The organism is Paenibacillus sp. J22R56 (genome assembly GCF_056269375.1).
Genome location: NZ_JBWDNV010000004.1, coordinates 335,801 through 354,481, shown reverse-complemented (window position 1 = coordinate 354,481; position 18,681 = coordinate 335,801). Strand labels below are relative to the sequence as shown.

At 48.1% G+C, this 18,681-nt stretch carries 16 protein-coding genes; 3 read left to right on the top strand and 13 right to left on the bottom strand.

Annotation, left to right across the window (positions count from 1 at the left end; genetic code table 11):
• Positions 1-97: 97 nt before the first annotated feature.
• The 12 genes from AC0YNT_RS12310 to AC0YNT_RS12255 form a co-directional block, all read right to left on the bottom strand.
• Entirely contained in the window at positions 98-775 is a 678-nt protein-coding gene (locus AC0YNT_RS12310) for a hypothetical protein (protein WP_475804820.1), read from the bottom strand.
• Positions 776-902: 127 nt separating this feature from the next.
• On the bottom strand, positions 903-1,355 hold the full coding sequence (locus tag AC0YNT_RS12305; protein ID WP_475804819.1) for a flavodoxin: 453 nt from the start codon (positions 1,353-1,355) through the stop codon (positions 903-905).
• Between the two features lie 37 nt (positions 1,356-1,392).
• On the bottom strand, positions 1,393-2,247 hold the full coding sequence (locus AC0YNT_RS12300) for a hypothetical protein (protein WP_475804818.1): 855 nt from the start codon (positions 2,245-2,247) through the stop codon (positions 1,393-1,395).
• Positions 2,248-2,291: 44 nt separating this feature from the next.
• Entirely contained in the window at positions 2,292-2,453 is a 162-nt protein-coding gene (locus AC0YNT_RS12295; RefSeq protein ID WP_475804817.1) for a hypothetical protein, read from the bottom strand.
• An 848-nt stretch (positions 2,454-3,301) separates the two neighbouring features.
• Positions 3,302-4,699 carry a glycoside hydrolase family 30 protein gene (locus AC0YNT_RS12290; RefSeq protein ID WP_475804816.1) on the bottom strand — a complete coding sequence of 466 codons (1,398 nt, stop codon included), beginning with the start codon at positions 4,697-4,699 and terminating at the stop codon, positions 3,302-3,304.
• Between the two features lie 18 nt (positions 4,700-4,717).
• The gene (locus AC0YNT_RS12285) at positions 4,718-6,658 is read right to left on the bottom strand and encodes a glycoside hydrolase family 2 TIM barrel-domain containing protein (protein WP_475804815.1); all 1,941 of its coding nucleotides are present in this window, start codon (positions 6,656-6,658) and stop codon (positions 4,718-4,720) included.
• A gap of 110 nt (positions 6,659-6,768) precedes the next feature.
• Positions 6,769-8,361, bottom strand: coding sequence for an extracellular solute-binding protein (locus AC0YNT_RS12280; protein WP_475804814.1), 1,593 nt, complete (start codon positions 8,359-8,361; stop codon positions 6,769-6,771).
• A gap of 58 nt (positions 8,362-8,419) precedes the next feature.
• Complete coding sequence (locus AC0YNT_RS12275; protein ID WP_441893140.1) at positions 8,420-9,301, bottom strand: carbohydrate ABC transporter permease; 882 nt, start codon at positions 9,299-9,301, stop codon at positions 8,420-8,422.
• A gap of 17 nt (positions 9,302-9,318) precedes the next feature.
• Positions 9,319-10,230, bottom strand: coding sequence for an ABC transporter permease (locus AC0YNT_RS12270; RefSeq protein ID WP_167278465.1), 912 nt, complete (start codon positions 10,228-10,230; stop codon positions 9,319-9,321).
• A gap of 70 nt (positions 10,231-10,300) precedes the next feature.
• Positions 10,301-11,344 carry a LacI family DNA-binding transcriptional regulator gene (locus AC0YNT_RS12265; RefSeq protein ID WP_475804813.1) on the bottom strand — a complete coding sequence of 348 codons (1,044 nt, stop codon included), beginning with the start codon at positions 11,342-11,344 and terminating at the stop codon, positions 10,301-10,303.
• Between the two features lie 619 nt (positions 11,345-11,963).
• The gene (locus AC0YNT_RS12260) at positions 11,964-12,974 is read right to left on the bottom strand and encodes a LacI family DNA-binding transcriptional regulator (RefSeq protein ID WP_475804812.1); all 1,011 of its coding nucleotides are present in this window, start codon (positions 12,972-12,974) and stop codon (positions 11,964-11,966) included.
• Between the two features lie 121 nt (positions 12,975-13,095).
• A complete protein-coding gene (locus tag AC0YNT_RS12255; protein WP_475804811.1) occupies positions 13,096-13,641 on the bottom strand; it encodes a hypothetical protein in 546 nt (181 codons plus the stop codon).
• A gap of 98 nt (positions 13,642-13,739) precedes the next feature.
• On the opposite strand from AC0YNT_RS12255, the gene ilvA reads away from it, so the two are divergent.
• Positions 13,740-15,008 (top strand): threonine ammonia-lyase IlvA, encoded by a 1,269-nt coding sequence (gene ilvA / locus AC0YNT_RS12250; RefSeq protein WP_475804810.1) that lies wholly within the window; start codon positions 13,740-13,742, stop codon positions 15,006-15,008.
• An 89-nt stretch (positions 15,009-15,097) separates the two neighbouring features.
• Here ilvA and AC0YNT_RS12245 read toward each other — a convergent pair whose 3' ends face one another.
• A complete protein-coding gene (locus tag AC0YNT_RS12245; protein ID WP_475804809.1) occupies positions 15,098-16,078 on the bottom strand; it encodes an aldo/keto reductase in 981 nt (326 codons plus the stop codon).
• Between the two features lie 175 nt (positions 16,079-16,253).
• Between AC0YNT_RS12245 and AC0YNT_RS12240 the strand changes: the two genes are divergently transcribed.
• Positions 16,254-17,447, top strand: a complete 1,194-nt coding sequence (locus AC0YNT_RS12240) for a diglucosyl diacylglycerol synthase (protein WP_475804808.1) — start codon at positions 16,254-16,256, stop codon at positions 17,445-17,447.
• Between the two features lie 30 nt (positions 17,448-17,477).
• Positions 17,478-18,671 (top strand): MFS transporter, encoded by a 1,194-nt coding sequence (locus AC0YNT_RS12235; RefSeq protein ID WP_475804807.1) that lies wholly within the window; start codon positions 17,478-17,480, stop codon positions 18,669-18,671.
• Positions 18,672-18,681 lie beyond the last annotated feature (10 nt).

The window sequence follows — 18,681 nt, the reverse complement described above, 5'->3', positions numbered from 1 at the left end:
TACAATATTCGACAGATGCTCTAGAAGTCTCCTCATCCCTGTCATTCTATGAAAAAAATAGCCCTGCTCCTCTATTAGAAGAGCAAGGCTATTATCTTTACATCATAACGGCTTCAGCTGTCTCTGCCGGTTTTATGCATTCTTCCAAAAACGGACAGCGGCGGCATTCTGCTGATCCTTGTGTTTTACGAATTTGCATCGGCTCCGAAGCCGCCTCAGGCATTAAGCTTGTAACAAGCTTCATGTAATCAATTGATCCTTGGAGCGATTCTGACGATGGATTCGTCACGACCCGATTGCCGCTTAGTACAGACAACACCTCGATCTGAAGTGGCAGCCTGCCAAATGCATTCGCGCAAAAAAAAGTCGTCAAATGCTGAAACAAAGCAATCATATCTTCGTCCTCATCAACGATATATTTGCGCACCATATAATCAGACGGTTCTCCATTCTCACTTCTAAGCACAAGCTGCAAAATGTGCATCAGCTCCACCTGAAGCTCCTGCACGAATACTTGATGCTGTTCGAACAGGATAAGGGGGGAGTCGCTCTTATTTTCCATTAATAATAAATGAAGGCCATCGAGAAGGCGCTGCTTAATTGACCAATAATGCTCTTCCGACTCAAACTTGGATATTTTGTTCGTCCACCAGCGCTCCAAAGTTGCCGGGATGGAGAACCAGGGCCGTTCCATCACTGGCGTCGAATAAAAAGCATTCACCACATGGCTGACGGCAAGCTGAGAAAGCTGCATCCAGTTCACTTCCGTCTTCATTGACGGTACGGCACCCTGCCGTTTTATGTAGCGGTAAGGGCATTTTAATAACTCTTCCAGCTTATAATCCTCGATGATCGTTCCTTTTGCTATTGCGCTAATAGCCGGTCACCTCTTCCAGATGGATCTAATTCAACGCCGGCACAGCGCCTGCAACCAGTCGCCCAGCTGCTTGGCATTTCGTCAACTCTTCCTTCGAGGGGGTGAACTCTACCTTCACGCCCTCCGCTACTAATTCCGCGCCCAGCTCCTTCAGCTTCTCCTCAATCGTATCAACCGCTCCGCAAAAGATCGGGTAGGATGAGTCTCCTGAGCCAAATACAGTAGCCTTTCGCCCGCTTAGATCAAGAGCGCTCATCGCTTCATAGACATCAAGGAATTCATCAGGCAATTCGCCGTCTCCCCAGGTATAGGCTCCAATGGCAATGCCGTCATATTTCACAAGCTCAGAAGCTGTCGCGTCAAAAACATCCCGCAGGACAACTTCAGCCCCTGCTTCTCTTGCCCCAACGGCAACCGCACCTGCCATCTCTTCGGTGTTCCCCGTCATACTTGCATAAAGTACAATGACTTTCGCCAATCTCCCGTACCTCCTATTTCCCCTGTAAGAAAGTAATTTAAATATCTAAATATTGAATGCCTTGAAATAAGGTCGCCATATATAGCCTTCCATCATGAAGCTCTACATCCGTCACAGGAACTCCAAGCTTAACCGAGAGCAGCGAGAAATGACTTTGAATCTGGCTGAGCCGGAATAAACCGTGATCCGTACACACATAAGTATCGATACCAATAGAGACGACGGAGAAAATAAACTTGCCGCTGAAGCGGATTCGGTCGAACCGGCCTCTTTTATCCCCGACCAGCAGCTCTCCCTTATCGCTTGCTCCAATTAGGTACCCTCGAAATACAGATAGACTTGTAACCGCACGATTCAGTTCGAACTCCGCCCATTCATCCATAAACCGGTCATAGAGCGCAATGCCGCTCTCATGAGCAACAACCAGATATTGCGGCAAATTCATAAAATCGTACACCCTTTTTTCCGGGCAGGCGAACTTTTGCCATTCTCCGCGAATCTCCGCCCATAGCCCATATTCCGTCGCCGCATAACCGGTCCCGCCTAACAGGCGATACTGGGAGCAAGGGACAGCTAGTCCCGTATCTACCCATTCTTCCTCATCGAACATATACAGCCCTTCGCTCGTGCACGCATGCAGGACACCGCTGTGCAGCTGGAGCCGGTTCACAGTGGCATTCTCCGGCATCCCGGCACCCAGCTTGTTCCACTCTCCAAATTCACTGATCTCATACACTCCGTAACCAACAGAGGCAGCAAGAATGGATTCCTGGCCCACCCGCACGGAGGAAAAGGGGAACAGCATCCAGTTCCATGGCTTCCCTTCGTGATTAATCACTTCTTCTGTTTGCTCCGGCTGCTGCCCGTTAGCGTTAAATCGACTTTCCTTCATTATTGAACCAGCTCCAATGCTATGTGATGCCCTATCGTTTAGGCTTACTTGTTATGTTCTTTCCGTTCTTGATCAGCTGCATGAATCGTGATCGACTTCACCGTCCATGGGCTGCTTACCCGCTCCTCATGTTCTCTACTTTGGTTTGGCTTATTTTGCGTCATCAACTGTCTTTTCTTCACAACCATTTCATACAACAAACCCAATGTCAGAACCTCCTTTATGCTGCACCTAGGCCTCTGCCCGATAAGTAATTGCTGCATTAGTTACAAGCTGCATGCTGTCTAGCAACGCTCCAGTTTGTCCTCTTGATCTCTGCCGACTATCCACTGGGACCAAACTTCCATTATATGCTATTGATAATGATTATCAGTTTCGTTATATTCATGATAACCATTCTCAATGGCACTGTCAACTGTACCCAAGTACCTATTCCTGTGGCTGGCTTAATATTATTAGAGGCATTCTATCTGCAATTATTTCGACGCGAGAAGCAGCAATGCATATAGCGTGACTACTCCCGCTCGCAGTTGCTGTGCGTAATGTTACAATGTATGCCCGCTCCCGCCAAAATATTTGTCTTCCTGACAAATTTCATAAATAACTTGTCAGCTAGGCTGTATTTTATACAGGATAATCTCCGCTATCGCACTGTCCGAGTAAGCCTGATTGCAGTTTATACAGTGTAATTGGCCGCATGAACCTCTAAAGCGCTCATTTGGGCAGATTATACTGTAAAAAATACAACGCACTAGCTTAAACATGACTTTTGAGGCGGAATATACTGTATTTTATGCAATGCAGCCCATTAGGGTTGAGGGAGAGTCGTCGTGTGATGAGTGTGGGCTGCGTGGCAGTTGCGGTATGTGGTGTTTGTAGGATGGTGGTGTAGCCGTATGCGGTAGGCGTTAAGCAATGTCTTGTGACGCGTTAGGTAATGAACGATGAATAATCTGCATTGGAAGACATGCATCGTGTTTTCCCTATTCCTTACTGTGATTACATACAAAAAAAGCCGATCTTGAACCTGGGGTTCAAGATCGGCTTACAACTTCTATTGATTCCAGCGGTACGTGCCAACTGTGCCGGCTGGGAGTGCTGCGATGAACTGTTGGCCATCGCACAATACGCGGAACGACTGCTCTTCTTGCGTCTGGTTGATCACGACTGTTACAAGGCTGCCGTCCGGATTACGGAAAGCAACGTTGGTTACGGTCTCCACTGAGCCGTAGGTGCTGCCGATCCGGTATGCGCCTGGTTCAACAAACCGGGAATACTGGGCAAGCAAGTTAAACTCCGGTGTCCGCCAGTAGCGGTTAGGCTGGGCAGCATCCTGCACGAACATGGTTGGTCCCGGCTGTCCCAGCCATTGGTGAGTGCCAATCTGACTGTCCAGCATCGTCACCCATGCGTTGTAGCTGCTGGCATAGTTGCGGAAATACTGTGCCATACGGTCAGCTCCGGCTGTACCCCACAGCGAGCGCTCAGTCAAATAGATCGGCTTCTCTGGGTAAGCGGCATGAATCTCGCTCATGACTTCCGGCGAACCATCATAATCATGCAGAGCGATCCCGTCTACCACGTTATATCCTTCCGAATCATTCAGAATCGGCGTCACATAACACATAGCATCTGCAAAGTTATGATCGAAGATCCACAGCTTTGTCGATAGGCCATGCTCGTCAAATTCACGCTTCAGTGCAATCGCCAGCTCAAGCTGACGTTCGGGCGACATATAGCAGCTTGGATAATCGGTCTCAAGAAGCGGCTCGTTCTGCATCGTCATCGCACCAACAGGAATCCCCTGCTCCTCAAAGGCTTGAATAGCAAGGCGGTAATACTTTGCCAATGCCGCCGTATACTCCGCGCCTTCCTTCAGGCTTCCTCGCTTCAAATCACCGTTTGTCTTCATCCAGGCAGGCGGACTCCAAGGCGAAGCAAAAATCTTCGCATTTGGCGCTGCCTGAAGCAGTGCCTGCACCGTCTCTATAATAGAGAGGTCAACATCCTTCTGAATAGAGAAATGCTTCATATCGAAGTCCGTCTCTCCTTCAGGAAGATCATTGTACGTATAGAAAGGCTGAGCCGTAAAATCCGACGTCCCGATTGTAATCCGGAATAGATTAAAGCCAAGACCCGATTCCTTATCAGCGAGCTGCTGAATAAAGCTGGCACGGGTTGCCGCATCCATTTTCGATAGATTATTAATCGTGGTGTCCTCTACCGATGTACCAATCCCTAGCATTTGCTGATAAGTGTGGGCAGGCGTGACGAGAATGGTTGGCAGATCCGATGCAGAAGGTGCCGTTAACTTAAGCTTTGGCTGCAAACTTAGAGCATACGCAGGATCTGCAGGCCCTTCAAACCAGCGGGTGTCCCCTGGAGTCATTTCTGAACTAAGCCATGCTTCAACTTCAAGCGTTGTTACGGCAGATTTGATTAAAGTAGACATTCCGTTTCCTCCTCTAGCTTATAAATATTGCTGGGTAATAACTCCGTAATCACGGCGTATGAGCGAAGCTACCGGCTTCTCGGTCTTGCGATCCATATGAATAATGCCAAAGGTGTCGATCCAGTTATTGTGGTTCACATACCAGTCATACACAATCCAGAAGTCGATCCCCGCTACATAACCATCCGGATTCACTTGTCCTTCTGCATTGACCGTCCCTTGCTCCATCAAAGCTCGCATCGTCTCTTCATAAGTAACAACCTGCTCCCCTTCATTACCGCCAGAGGACCAGTTCCCAAATTCCGTATTCAGAATCGGCTTGTCGGGGAAAATGCGATGAGCCTCTTCAAGGAACTGCTTTGTACCTTCGTAATACGTGCCGCCGTGGAAAATACCAAAGTACATTGTCCATGCTGCTACATCCAACGGAGCCATCGACGGATCATGCGGGCCTGGCTGATCGGCCGCCGAGCTTTGCGTCAGCAGACGTCCATCGTTGTAGTTCTCTCTCAGATCCGCTGCAAGACGCTCGTTATAAGCGAGGCGCAGCCATACATCCTTCGATTCATTTTGTGTACTCCACATGATGACGGATGGGCGGTTGTACTGGGAAAATACCATCTCCCGCCACATTTGATCGGCGAGACGTTTCTCAGCCTGTGCTTCGTAATGCTCGGTCTCGAACTGCCATAGCGGAATTTCGCTCATCGCAAGCAGTCCCATCCGGTCCAGAAGCAAATACGTGTAGACATGGTTCGGATAATGCCCCGTTCTTACCATGTTGACGTTCAGAGCTCTGATCTGTTCCAGGTCTTCCCGGATCCGATTCCACGCTGCTGTCCGGCCTGTATCCGGCCATTCTTCATGGCGAGCAATACCAGCCAAGAAGATGGATTGTTCATTCAGCAAAATTTTTGTCTTATCCGTACCCACCGTCCGAATACCAAACTGGGTGCTGAACATATCCTGTGCCAGCAGGTTTGTACCAACAGACGTCAATGTAAACGTCGCAACATACAGATTCGGCTGCCATACCGACCACAGCTTCGGGTTCTCTACCGTTACTTCGAACCGTACAACTCTCACCTCGCCCGGCTGAAGCAGCAGTTCACTTGTCATGGGCTGGTCCGTAACCGCCGTCACGCCGGTCAGCGTGGAAGCCAGCGGCGAACTAAGGAAATTCGGTGCTTCCGGATCGGCTTCAAGTAAGCTGCCGTTTAGTCCCACCTGCACCGCATCGTTCCCACGGTTATGCAAGACAACCTTCACGTCCAACTTGCCCTGCACGTCTTGCGGGATAATATCTGCCCGAACAATCGCAGCATTAGGCGTTAACTCAATATAGAGATCATGAATAATACCGGTGTAATTGAAGAAATCTGTACCCGCAACGGCAGGAATGGTATCGACTCTGCTGCCCCATGGCGGGTTATCAACGCGAATCCGAATCTCGTTATCACCTGCGCGGAGCAAGTTTGTAATATCGAAGGCAAACGGAGTAAATCCGCCCTCGTGATTGCCGATCCATTGCCCATTCAGCCAAATATCTGCAACATAGCTAATACCAAGCGCCTTGAGCGTGTAGGCATATCCTTCATTTTTACTCGCAACCGTGAACGTTCTGCGGTACCAAACGCCGTCTTCATACGTTTCAGCTGCGTTCGCTTCCGGCAATCCAGTCAAGGTATTTTCCGGTGAAGGTATTGCGTGCTTCTGCCATTGCGCTGTAGAAGCCTCGCCTACATACTCCCCTTCCCGCTGTTCAAGCTCAGCCAGCCAGTCAGCACCACGTGGTGCCATTGAGAAATCATGATCCATAGCCAGGCGGCGTTTCAGCCACTCCCCATTCAAAGCGATCTTCGCTCTTGTTTGTGGTTCAAAGGAAGGCACAGGCATCCCATTCTGGAACGGAATGTTCACGCCGTTAATCGTTTCTAACGTTAAAGTTGTTTTCAGCATGATGTCTCTCCTATCTCTATTCTCAAAATAAAAAGGGGATGAGGACGAATGCGCACGGACTTCTCGCCCTACGCACAGGTCACACATCCCCCTTGGTCATACAAAGCCTATTACTTTATTCCTTGTGCATCAAAAGAAGCGTTTGCTTGCTCTTGAACATATTTCAGTACCTCATTCACGCCAGCCGCTTCAAGCTGTTTGCGGTAAGTCGCGATCGCCTTATCCACGTCTGGAACAAGACCCATCATCAGAGGCATGCCGTACTGCTGGATAACCGAGTTTACAGCAGCTTGCTGCGATTTAACCGGATTGTAGTCCATGATAACTTGAGCGAAGATGTTTGGTTTGCTTTGCGATTTGAATTCTTCCAGCAAAGCGTCAAAGCCTTCCCAGCCGCCAGCTTGTTTCTTACGTTCCATCGACTCTACGCGCAAGCCCCAAGTTGCAATATCATAGCCGATAAAGCCTTTAGCAGCTACGCCTGCAGGAGGTGTAACGATGTGTTTGCCATCAGCGTCCATCGAGTAGTGAGTACCTTCAAGACCGTAGTTAATCAGGTCATAGTACTTCGGATCGTTACGCAGTTTGTCCAATACCATCAGGGAACGTTCTGCATTTGGTGCGCTTTTCGGAATCGCCATTGCATTGTTAACCGACAGTGTAGGCATTGTCAGGTTTTTGAAACGGCTGAACGGGAAGTAGCCCATTGTAATTTCAGGGTTCGAAGATTGCAGACCTGTAATGAAGCCCCCTGCGCCTGGAGCATTACGCCAGTATGCAGCGCCTTGACCTGTTTTAATTGCGTCACCAGCTTCTTTTTGGTCCGACAGCGTATCGGATTTCCAGAAGCCTTTTTGTGCCCAAGTTTTCATTGTTTTCGCCCACTCCTCAAACTCTGGAGTGAATGGATAAGCTACGATATCACGAGGAGTATCATATGATTTCGATACGATGACGCCGCTGTCGCCGCCGATTTGTTGGAAGCCTTCATAAGATTTGAACATGGTAAAGATTTCGTTGTATGCTTTGCCATTGATTGGCGTTACGTTCTTGGATTTCTTTACGCCTTCGAGGTAAGCCTCGATGGAAGCAAGGTCTTTAATCTCAGGAAGACCAAGCTCTTTTCTCCAGTCCTCACGGTATACAAGGCCATCTGGTGTATATTCCGGATAAGTTGCTGGAACCGCGTAGATTTTATCGTTAACTGTTGCTTCTTTCCAGTCTTGCTCGGATACACTGCTCCAAGTTGTAGGAGCGTAAGTTGGCAAGAGATCATTCAGAGGCATGAACGCACCTTGGTTCGCGAATTTATAGAAATCCGCCCACGAGGATGCGAAGAGCATATCAACTTTCTCTCCGGAAGCAAGAAGCAGGTTGTATTTCGTCTGCCAGTCTGTCCAAGTTGTAAAGTTCAGCTTAATCGTTGTGTTCAGATCTTTCTCGAGCATTTTGTTAAGCTCAGCAGTAACCTTTGCTTGATCTTTTGCAGGATCGCCGAGCAGATACCAGACTAATTCAACCTTTTTCGAAGTGTCCGGTGCTTTTGCATCAGCCTTGTTGGAACCCGTGTTTGCACTTGCTTCTGTACCTGTGTTTGAACTTGCATTCGTGTTGTTGGAATTGTTGGAACCGCATGCTGCGAGCATGCTAGCCATCACAGCTGTCGATACGAGCAGCGTGCCCATCGTTTTTATCTTTTTCATGGTAATGACTCCTCCTTTTATTTGGTACGCCTATATGTCAGCCGGCTTAAAGCCGGTACTAACCTTTTACCGCGCCGATTGTGAGGCCCTTAACGAAGAACCGCTGTACGAACGGATACAAGAATACGATAGGACCAGTTGCGATAACGGCTGCTGCCATCTTGAGCGTCTCTGCCGGTGGTTGGAAGTCCGGCGACAAGTTGCCTGCAACGTTCGTCTTCAGAACGGCTGCACTTGCCAAGATTTTGTACAGCAGGAATTGCAGCGGGTAATGCGACTCACTTGTAATAAACAGATTCGCCAGGAACCAGTCATTCCAATAACCAAGAGACATGAACAAACCGATTGTGGCAAGACCAGGGCCCGAAAGCGGAAGGATCAGCTTCAGGAAAATCGTAAATTCGCCTGCTCCATCAATCTTGGCCGATTCAACGATCGAATCCGGTATCGATTTCATGAAGTTCTTCATCAAGATAATGTTCCAAGCGCTAAGGAGCGATGGGAGAATAAGTGCCAGATAAGTATCTTTCAAATCCAAGTGCTTCGTAATCAGGATGTACCATGGAATAAGGCCACCGCTGAACAGCGTCGTGAAGTAGATGAAGAATGAAAGCTGATCCCGGTATTTGAAATCTTTGCGCGAAAGAACGAATCCGCCCATTGAAGTCAGGAACAAACCTACTACGGTACCAATGACAGTGATCATAATCGTGACACGGTAGCCGTCAAAGATTTGCTTCGGATTACTGAAAGCTGCCTTATAAGCATCCAGAGAGAATGTTTCCGGTATCAGCTTAAAGCCCGCTTTCACAATCTCTATCTCCGGCGTAAAAGAGCCGGAGACAATTAGAACGAATGGCAGCAGGCACAGCACTGTCAAGATGGTAATCAACACGTAACCAATGATATTAAAGACGACTGTTGCTTTTTCCATTTTCATTTATGTCGATCCCCCTTCTAGAACAGTGCGTAGTCTTTCTGCACCTTCCGAATAATATAGTTAACCACAAGAATTAACACGAACCCAAAGAGTGATTGATAAAGGCCGGCTGCTGTACCCATACCGATATCGAAGTTAACCGCGAGTGAACGATAAACGTATGTATCGATAATGTCCGTCGAGTTGTAGAGCATACCGTTGTTACCGATAATTTGATAGAACAGGTCGAACTGTCCTTTCAGGATACCGCCCAAGCTAAGCAGGATGAGCAGGATGAATGTCGGAATAAGCAGCGGAATCGTTATATGTTGGATGCGCTTGAAAATGTTCGCGCCATCAATCTTAGCTGCTTCGTGGTATTCATCGCTGACACTCATAATCGCTGCCAGATAGATGACTGTACCGTAGCCAAGTCCCTTCCACACATGGAAGAAGACGATAATGTATTTCCAAGGTGCCGTGTGCATGTAGAAGTCATACGTTTGAAGGCCCATCGACGTCAGCATCGTATTGATTACACCGCTGTTCGAGAAGAGGTTAAATACGAAAGCCCCTACTAGTACGAAAGATACGAAGAAAGGCAGGAACATAATCGACTGCGTCGATTTCTTGAACCATTTGCCCGGAAGTTCGGCAAGGAAGATTGCACAAGCTAGCTGCAGAACGTTACTGATGATAATGAAGGCAATATTGTAGAGAACCGTATTCTTCGTCAGATTCCACAGTACGCCCGAGTTGAATAGAAACTCGAAGTTTTTGAGACCAATAAATTCGCCTCCGAACAATCCTCCGTCAAAGCTGAACCGGGTGAAGGCGTAATACACGCCAACCATCGGAGCGTAGGAGAAGACTACGAAGAATAACAAGGCAGGCGCAATCATAAGGAACAAAATCTTATTCCGGACGAGCTCCTGGAAAAAACCTTTCATACCGACATTCCTCCGTGACATCAAAATAAACTGAAAATGTAATCGATTTCTTTTTGCCTCGTGAAAATAGTTAATGCGTTGCTTCTTGACCGTCATTCGTACGGATACGATTAAAGACCGAGGATTCCCGAATGAGCAGCTTGGATTCTACTTTGAAAATCCGTTTGTCCTTAAACACATTGTTGTTCATCTGATCAATCAGCTTCTCGGTGAGCAGAGCTCCCATTGTGTATTTCGGCTGATCAACTGTGCTCAGACGCGGCGTAATGTATTTCGTGAGCCTAATATTATCGACACCTACGATGGCCAAATGCTGCGGCACCTGAATCGATAGCTGCTTGCATGCTTTATACACGCCTAATGCCATCTCATCGTTAGCCGTAAAGATTGCCGTAAAGTCTGCATTCTTCTCGCGCAGCCTCATGAAGCTGAGGTAGCCGCCATCTTCATTAAAATCCCCATTGTCGATAAGATCAGGTACAAAAGGCATTCCTGCATCTCGAAGCGCTTTCATATACCCTTCAAGACGTTCGTAGCTGTCAATCGCATCTGCATATCCGCTAAGGAACGCGATCTTCTCATGTCCCTGCTCAATCAGATGATTCACAACTTCCCTTGCAAGCTTCACGTTATCCGTAAACGCGCATGGGATTAGTTCATGCTCGATATTCCTCCCGATCACGCCAACACTGTAGCCATCCTCCACCAGCCCGATGATTTCTTTGTTTGTCATCTCGGGGGTAACGAAGATCATACCGTCCACGGTGCGGTTCTGCAGCAGCGAAACATACTCGAGTTCCTTCTGCTTCTTGTTCTGCGCATCGCAGATGATGACGTTGTAGTCGAGAGAATTCGCCATATTCTCGATGCCTTTAATAATCTCAGCGAAATAAGAAACTTCAATGTCCGAGACGACGACGCCGATCTTCATCGTTTTCTTCGATCGCAGGTTCTTGGCCATCGCATTCGGAGTGTAGTTCATCTCCTGAATGGCTTCGATCACCCGCTTCTTCGTCTTCTCACTGACCAATTCGCTTCGATTCAGCACTCTTGATACTGTTGCTACGGATACTTTCGCTCGATTTGCTACGTCAATGATCTTGCTATCATTCATTTACATCACTTTCTTTTTGCCTGACTTATATACACCGATATTAGCATGGACTGAAATCGATTTCAATCATTTATTTCAGAGTTTTTCCGATATTTTTCGTGAAAATCCCGAAAACCGCGTAGAATCAAGGGTTTTCAGGAGATTTAGCCCTGCATTGTTATGCGTTGCTGTTCATCATGTTTGTGAAATCGTTCTCAGAAGCAAAGCAAAATGGGGCATAATTCACAGTAAACAAGTCAAATTTAGCGGCAAAATGATCGATTACATGCCGCACATCATTACACAGCATTTTATCCAATAAGCCTAAGTCCCCCCCGCTCTACATTGGATTTCATCCACTCAATTTCGCAATAGCCGCTAAACGGAGCCTTTAGATTGGATTTCATACAGCAGAATGATCCTTCAACCCCCGGTTTGAGCCTTCATGTACAATTTCTACTGGAATCAAATCCAATGTAGAGATGGTTCTGCTACCCCTGAGCGAATTTCACTGTACATCATCCAACATAGCACCGAACAGCAGAGAGTAGATGGTAGACGTAGACAGTAGGCCGGATAGAAAAAGATAAAAAGGACTGCCATCGGCAGCCCTCTTTCTGTAGCAGTAAGCTATTAACCTTTACTCACGCAGGTAACTAGATGATTCCCGAATGATTAACTTGGAGTGTATCACATGCTTTTTCTGCGGACTGTTATCATTGCCGTGCATCTGATTGATTAGCATCTCGGTCAATTGGGAACCCATCTCGTATTTCGGCTGCTCCACGGTACTAAGAGCTGGCAGCAAGTATTCCGTAATCCGGTTGTTATCGACGCCAACAACAGCCATGTCTTCCGGGATTCGAATCCCTTTTTCCCGGCAAGCGCGATAGACACCAAGCGCCATCTCATCATTAGCTGCATAGACCGCAGTGAACGATTGGTTTCGATCTCTTAATCGACAGAACGCCTGATAACCGCCGGTCTCCTCGAAGTCACCGTTATCAATCAAGGAAGGCAGGAACGGAATCTTCCCATCCTTGAGTGCCTTCATATACCCTTCCATCCGCTCATAGTTCTCAAGCGAATCGGAATAGCCGCCTATGTAGGCAATTTGCTGATGCCCCTGCTTGACCAAATGACTTACCGCCTCAGTCGAGAACTTTACGTTATCTGTCTTGCAGCTTAGTATTTCATCATGTACAACTGCACGTCCAACGACGCCAATGACATATCCCTTCTTCACATACTCCTGGATCGTGTCATCACTTACTCGCGGTGTAACAAGAACCATACCGTCGACCGTACGGTCCGGCAGCAGGTCCAAATACTCCATTTCCTTCTCGATCTGATTATCCGAGTCACAAATAAGGACTTTGTATTTATGAGCATAAGCTTTGTTCTCAATACCTTTAATAATCTCAGAGAAATAAGACACGTTAATATCCGGTACGATAATACCCAGTGTCATCGTCTTTTGGGAACGCAGATGCTTGGCCGCCGCATTAGGATGATAGTCCATCTCCTCAATAGCTTTGAGCACCTTTACTTTCGTTTTCTCCGATACAAGACTGCTCTCATTCAGCACACGCGATACGGTAGCGGCAGATACGCCTGCTCGTTTCGCTACATCCACTATTTTTTTGTCCACGTTATATTCCCTTACTGTAACGTTTTTACTAAATTATATGAATAAATTCTGACAAGTTCAATATGAGTATTATGCATTCTATATGTAAAATAAAAACCTTCGCCGCTCAAGCGAAGGTTATTTACAAATGGAGCTGAAGTTTGATGATCATCTGATCATCTAAAAACTGCATATCTCGAACGCTAATAATACTCGGCAGCTCAATCGGGACTACAATTCTGTCTAATCGATCACGCCCCAGATCATAGTCTTTGACCGTAAGAGATTGGGGCTCGAGAATAAGATTTGGAGACTTCCATGTCATTTTATAGGTAGCAAGCATCCCTAGCGGCAGGATATTGCGATAAGTCATATTCAAATGGGCAAGCAGCTTGTTGCCGCTAAGCTCAAAACGTGCTCCGTCCAGCGTCATATCCGGAGGCAGCGACTCCGAATGACCACCTTGTAATTGGCTCTTGATCAGATTGTTCACGTCAGCTTCCGACAGCACAATTTCCGGCTTCAGCTTCTGCACCATCTCGATCGCCTTATCCTTAATCGATACCTGAGTATACGCCAAATCAAGCTTCTCCGTAGGAGCGACGTAAGATTTAAGCCAGAGACCTGCCCCCGCAAGGATGAGAGCAAACAGCAGGATAATAACCACAAACCATTTCAACCAACGCATACAGGGCTTCCTCCTTTTCCCCTACATAAAAACAAAGTTAGTGCTATAATGAATCATCAATGTTTGTCGAATCGCGACTATTAACGAGGTGACTTATTATGGAATTTCAATCATCCTATTCCACCAAGATTGGGCTCGAAGATATCGTCCATGCACAAATGCATCTTAAGGATGTTATTACCCGCACTCCTTTACAATATAACCGTGTGCTCTCCGAGCGTTACGGCTGCAATGTCCTGCTAAAGCGTGAGGATCTGCAAATTGTCCGTTCGTTCAAAATCCGCGGCGCTTACCATCTCATGCGCTCTTTGCCGCCTGAACGTCTCGCAGCAGGTGTTGTCTGCGCGAGTGCAGGCAATCATGCGCAAGGAGTTGCTTATTCCTGTCAGGCACTAGGCGTGCAGGGTAAAATCTATATGCCAAGCACAACTCCACGCCAGAAGGTGAACCAAGTTTCCTTCTTTGGCGGCGAATTCGTAGAAGTTATCCTTACCGGTGATACATTTGATGATGCCTATGCAGAGGCTATTGCCGAAAGTCAGCATAGCGGCACGGCCTTCATCCATCCATTCGACGATCCGAAGATCATCGCAGGCAACGGAACCGTTGGCCAAGAATTAATGGAAGCTGCTGAAACGGTTCCTGATTATGTGCTCACTTCCGTTGGCGGAGGCGGGCTTGCAGCAGGTGTCGCTTCGTATGTGAAGACCGTATCACCTCAGACAAAAGTCATTGGCATTGAGCCTGAAGGTGCTCCTTCACTCCGTGAATCCCTTGATGCTGGTCAAGTAACGCCGCTCGAGCATATAGACAAATTCGTAGATGGTGCTGCCGTTAAGCGGATCGGCGACCTGACCTTTGCCATCTGCCGTGAGCTGCTTGATGATGTCGTCATCGTACCTGAAGGCAAAGTTTGTACAACCCTGCTTGATCTGTACAACGAGAACGCGATTGTTGCTGAACCTGCTGGAGCACTGCCGATCGCTGCGCTTGATCTGATGCGTGAAGAAATTGCGGGCAAGACTGTTGTCTGCGTCATCAGCGGCGGCAACAACGATATTGACCGGATGCAGGAAATCAAGGAGCGCTCGCTCATCTATGAAGGGCTGAAGCATTATTTCATGCTTAGCTTTCCACAGCGAGCTGGAGCGCTCCGAGAATTCCTTGATGATGTCCTTGGACCAAACGATGACATTACCCGTTTCGAGTACACGAAGAAGCATAATAAAGACAATGGACCGGCACTTGTTGGCATTGAGCTCAAACAGCGCGAAGATTATGCTCCGCTCATCGGGCGAATGCAGAAGAAGGGCTTCCAGTTCGTTGAACTGAATAAGGACCCTGTCTTATTTAACATTTTGATCTAACAAGGTGAAACGGCTGTGCCGTCCTTCGATGGTGAGAATTTTAAATATGTAAACCCTCGGCGCGCCGGAGGCTTACCGCTTGCGAGTAATTACCAAGCGTAGGCTTTCGGCGCGTCTCCGCCTGGGCCAGGGAAAATTTCATCGATACGTTTCAGTGTCGACTCATCAAGCGTCAGCTCTACAGCACGAAGCGAACGTTCGAACTGCTCAAGCGTACGTACCCCGATAATTGGAGCTGTAACCGCCGGATTGGCCAGCAGCCAAGCCAGTGATACGAGATCCTCCGTTTCACCCAGCTCATCACATAAAGCCCCGTAAGCATCCAGTTGATCTTTTACCTGTCCAAAGCGTTCGTTCTTCTCACCACTACGTCTTCCCGAACTACCGCGGCGATGACCACCAGACAGCAATCCGCCATCCAATGGGCTCCATGGAATGACACCAAGACCAAGCGCCTTCGAAGCCGGCAGTACTTCCAGCTCCGGCAGACGGCAGAGCAGGTTGTATTTATGCTGCTCGGATACAAGACCAAGAACGCCTTTTGCCTTTGCCTCGCCTTGCGCCACTGCAATATCCCAGCCTGCAAAGTTACTGGCGCCTACATAACCGATTTTCCCTTGATGAACAGCTGTCTCGAATGCCCCCCACAGCTCATTCCAGTTCACATTCCGATCTACGTGATGCATTTGGTACAGCTCGATATGATCCGTTTGAAGACGGCGAAGCGAACCTTCCAGATGACGGCGAATTTTATAGGCAGAAAGACCTGCATCACGGTTTGGACCGTCATAAGGATCATGCATGTCGCCGTATACTTTGGTAGCGAGCACTGTTTTCTCACGACGTCCTCCGCCTTGTGCGAACCAGCGCCCGATAATTTCTTCTGTACGGCCGGAATTCTCTCCCCAGCCATAAATATTTGCTGTATCAATAAAATTAATGCCGGCATCAAGTGCCGCGTCCATAATGCGGAATGCTTCCTTCTCATCTGTGTCCACACCAAAATTCATCGTTCCCAAACACAACCGGCTTACACGAAGGCCTGACTGACCAAGATAGGTATACTTCATTGTCCCGTCTCACTCCCATTAGTGAGTTTTCCCCATGCCGAATGAACGAACCAGGAAAATCTCAGATTAAATTTTGGATACATGTCCCATTATACAAAATTAACATGAGGGAACCAACATCATCACAATGCGTTGACATTGGTCCGCTATACTTGCGGCAGGAGGTGTGCGTTCATTGGTCCGATATAACAACAGCCATCAGCCTAAGGTGTTAATTCTGTACGCATCGTACGGAGAAGGACATTTGCAGGCCGCTAAAGCTATTCGTGACGCACTGGAGGAACAGGGGAATCACCGGACTGTCATGGTCGATCTGATGGCCGAATCCCATCCTTGGCTTAACGAAATGACAAAACGTGTGTATATGAAAAGTTATACGCATATCCCCCATCTATATGGCTGGGTATACGGGGTTACTCGTCCGATGAAGCATAACTCCTTGTTTGGAGGGTTTCTACACTCCTTTGGCCGCGACAAAATAAGAAAGCTCCTCCAAAAAGAACAGCCCGATGCGGTGATTCATACCTTTCCCTCCTTTGCTCTTCCTGCCCTTCATCGCCGCCGCCTCAAAAAGAAAGTCCTGCCGCAAACATCCATACCTGCCTACACCGTTATTACCGACTTTGACCTTCATCGCCGCTGGGTGCATCCCGGCATTGACCGGTATTTTGTCGCTACCGATGATCTGAAGCAAGAGCTAGGTACACTTGGTATCCGTCCGGAACGCGTAACTGTCAGCGGCATTCCACTGAAACGCGGCTTCTGCTGTCCGAATCCCACAACGGAGCTCTATGCCAAATACGGTCTACAGCCGGATAAACCGGTCGTTTTGCTCATGCCAGGCGCACAAGGTGTTATGCCGGACTGTGATGAGCTCTGTGCCCTGCTGCTGGAACGCCACCCCGATGTACAGATTGCTCTCGTCTGCGGCCGTAACAGCCTGCTGCAGGCCGCCATAGCAAGCCGATTCATGCAGCATGAGGCAGCAGAACGCCTTCACCTATTCGGCTATGTAGAGCAAATTTATGAGCTTATGGCTCTAGCCACCTGCCTCGTCTCAAAGCCTGGCGGCGTGACCATTGCAGAAGCGATTAGTGCAGGCCTGCCTTTATTCCTTTATCGTCCTGTTCCTGGTCAAGAGAAGCGTAACGCTCGTTATCTGCAAGACAAGGGCGCTGCCCGTATTGCCAGCGATCCAGAAGAATTAGCAGATGTGATTATACAGTTGGTTAATGATCCCCAGCAGTTGCAGCACAGCAAGCTTGCTGTTCAACTCCTGCAGACAGAAGATGCGGCAGCGGACACGATTGCTCATCATATTTTGCAAGAATGCGGTTGGAATACAAAATTTGGTCAACGCTATAGTTAAGGGAGAATTTGCAAAGGGGCTTGACCACAAGTGAACAAGATTGGGATGCGTTTGACATGGCTTGGAGCGGAGATGCGGCTTATCTCTGTTATATTGTTTATCGTTGAATTCGTGCGGGGCGCGGTGCTGATCAGCCTGCTCCCCATTTATGGGGCGAAGGTTCTTCACCTGTCGCTAGATATAATTGGCCTTGCGATTACAGCTCACTATCTGACAGATACTCTGCTCAAATTGATTTTTGGGTATTTGCTGGACCGCTTCTCTATTCGATTTGTCATACGGACAGGCCTGTTCGTGTCGCTTATCGGAGTGTTTCTGATTCCTTTTGCCACTGTGCCTTGGCTGTTCATTATGGCTGCAGCCCTCTATGGGATTGGTATTTCACCGATTTGGATCGTCTGTCTGACGAAGGTATCCAAGGACAATCGGGCGACGCAGATCGGATTTCTGTATACCGTCTGGCTTGTGGGACTAGGCTCTGGACCCATTGTGTGCAATATTTTGCTCGACTACTATTTGAACAAGACGTACTTTCTGCTTCTTATCCTGTCGGTTATCGGAGCGTTCTTGGCGTTCTTCATCAGCAGCAAAAGATCGGATGAGCCTTCGGTTCAAGCTATGCCGTTAAATCGGCAACTATCGACCTTAATAGAACGTATAAAAGCTATGCGTATGATTCTGCCCGGAATGATCATGCAGACAGCAGGCGCCAGCATGCTTGTTCCTGTCCTCCCCAGCTTTGCAGAGAAAGGGCTAGGACTAGCTGGAACGCAATATTCTCTCTTGCTGACTGCAGGAGGTGTATGCGCAGCTGCGGGACTGATTCCGATGGGCCGCTTGTCGGACAAGCTTGGCGGGAAGCACTGGTTTCTAATCATTGGCTTCGCCATATTTGGGATCGGCTTGTCTTTGTTGGCATCGCGGCTTCCATTTTGGTATTGTTTAGTTATTGTGGTTATACTCGGGTTATCTTATGCAGCGATTCTTCCAGCTTGGAATGCTTTGCTTGCTTCCTTCGTGCCTCCGAACCAGGAAGGTTTGGGCTGGGGACTGCTCGCAACGGTGGAGGGTATTGGCGGCATGGTTGGTCCTGTTGCAGGCGGTCTTATTGCCGCTAGCTTCAGCACAAGCTCAGTCATCTGGGTTAGTGCCGCGTTATTTGGAGGTATAGCCTTTCTGTATCTCATAATCCCGTCATCCAAGTTGATTGGTAAAAGTGGATAACAAGTTCGAA

What these genes read in the sequence shown, in the direction of transcription:
- AC0YNT_RS12310 (WP_475804820.1), bottom strand. Translation starts at nt 775, where the DNA reads ATGAAGACGGAAGTGAACTGGATGCAGCTTTCTCAGCTTGCCGTCAGC.
- AC0YNT_RS12300 (WP_475804818.1), bottom strand. Translation starts at nt 2,247, where the DNA reads ATGAAGGAAAGTCGATTTAACGCTAACGGGCAGCAGCCGGAGCAAACA.
- AC0YNT_RS12290 (WP_475804816.1), bottom strand. Translation starts at nt 4,699, where the DNA reads ATGTCTACTTTAATCAAATCTGCCGTAACAACGCTTGAAGTTGAAGCA.
- AC0YNT_RS12285 (WP_475804815.1), bottom strand. Translation starts at nt 6,658, where the DNA reads ATGCTGAAAACAACTTTAACGTTAGAAACGATTAACGGCGTGAACATT.
- AC0YNT_RS12280 (WP_475804814.1), bottom strand. Translation starts at nt 8,361, where the DNA reads ATGAAAAAGATAAAAACGATGGGCACGCTGCTCGTATCGACAGCTGTG.
- AC0YNT_RS12275 (WP_441893140.1), bottom strand. Translation starts at nt 9,301, where the DNA reads ATGAAAATGGAAAAAGCAACAGTCGTCTTTAATATCATTGGTTACGTG.
- AC0YNT_RS12270 (WP_167278465.1), bottom strand. Translation starts at nt 10,230, where the DNA reads ATGAAAGGTTTTTTCCAGGAGCTCGTCCGGAATAAGATTTTGTTCCTT.
- AC0YNT_RS12265 (WP_475804813.1), bottom strand. Translation starts at nt 11,344, where the DNA reads ATGAATGATAGCAAGATCATTGACGTAGCAAATCGAGCGAAAGTATCC.
- AC0YNT_RS12255 (WP_475804811.1), bottom strand. Translation starts at nt 13,641, where the DNA reads ATGCGTTGGTTGAAATGGTTTGTGGTTATTATCCTGCTGTTTGCTCTC.
- ilvA (WP_475804810.1), top strand. Translation starts at nt 13,740, where the DNA reads ATGGAATTTCAATCATCCTATTCCACCAAGATTGGGCTCGAAGATATC.
- AC0YNT_RS12245 (WP_475804809.1), bottom strand. Translation starts at nt 16,078, where the DNA reads ATGAAGTATACCTATCTTGGTCAGTCAGGCCTTCGTGTAAGCCGGTTG.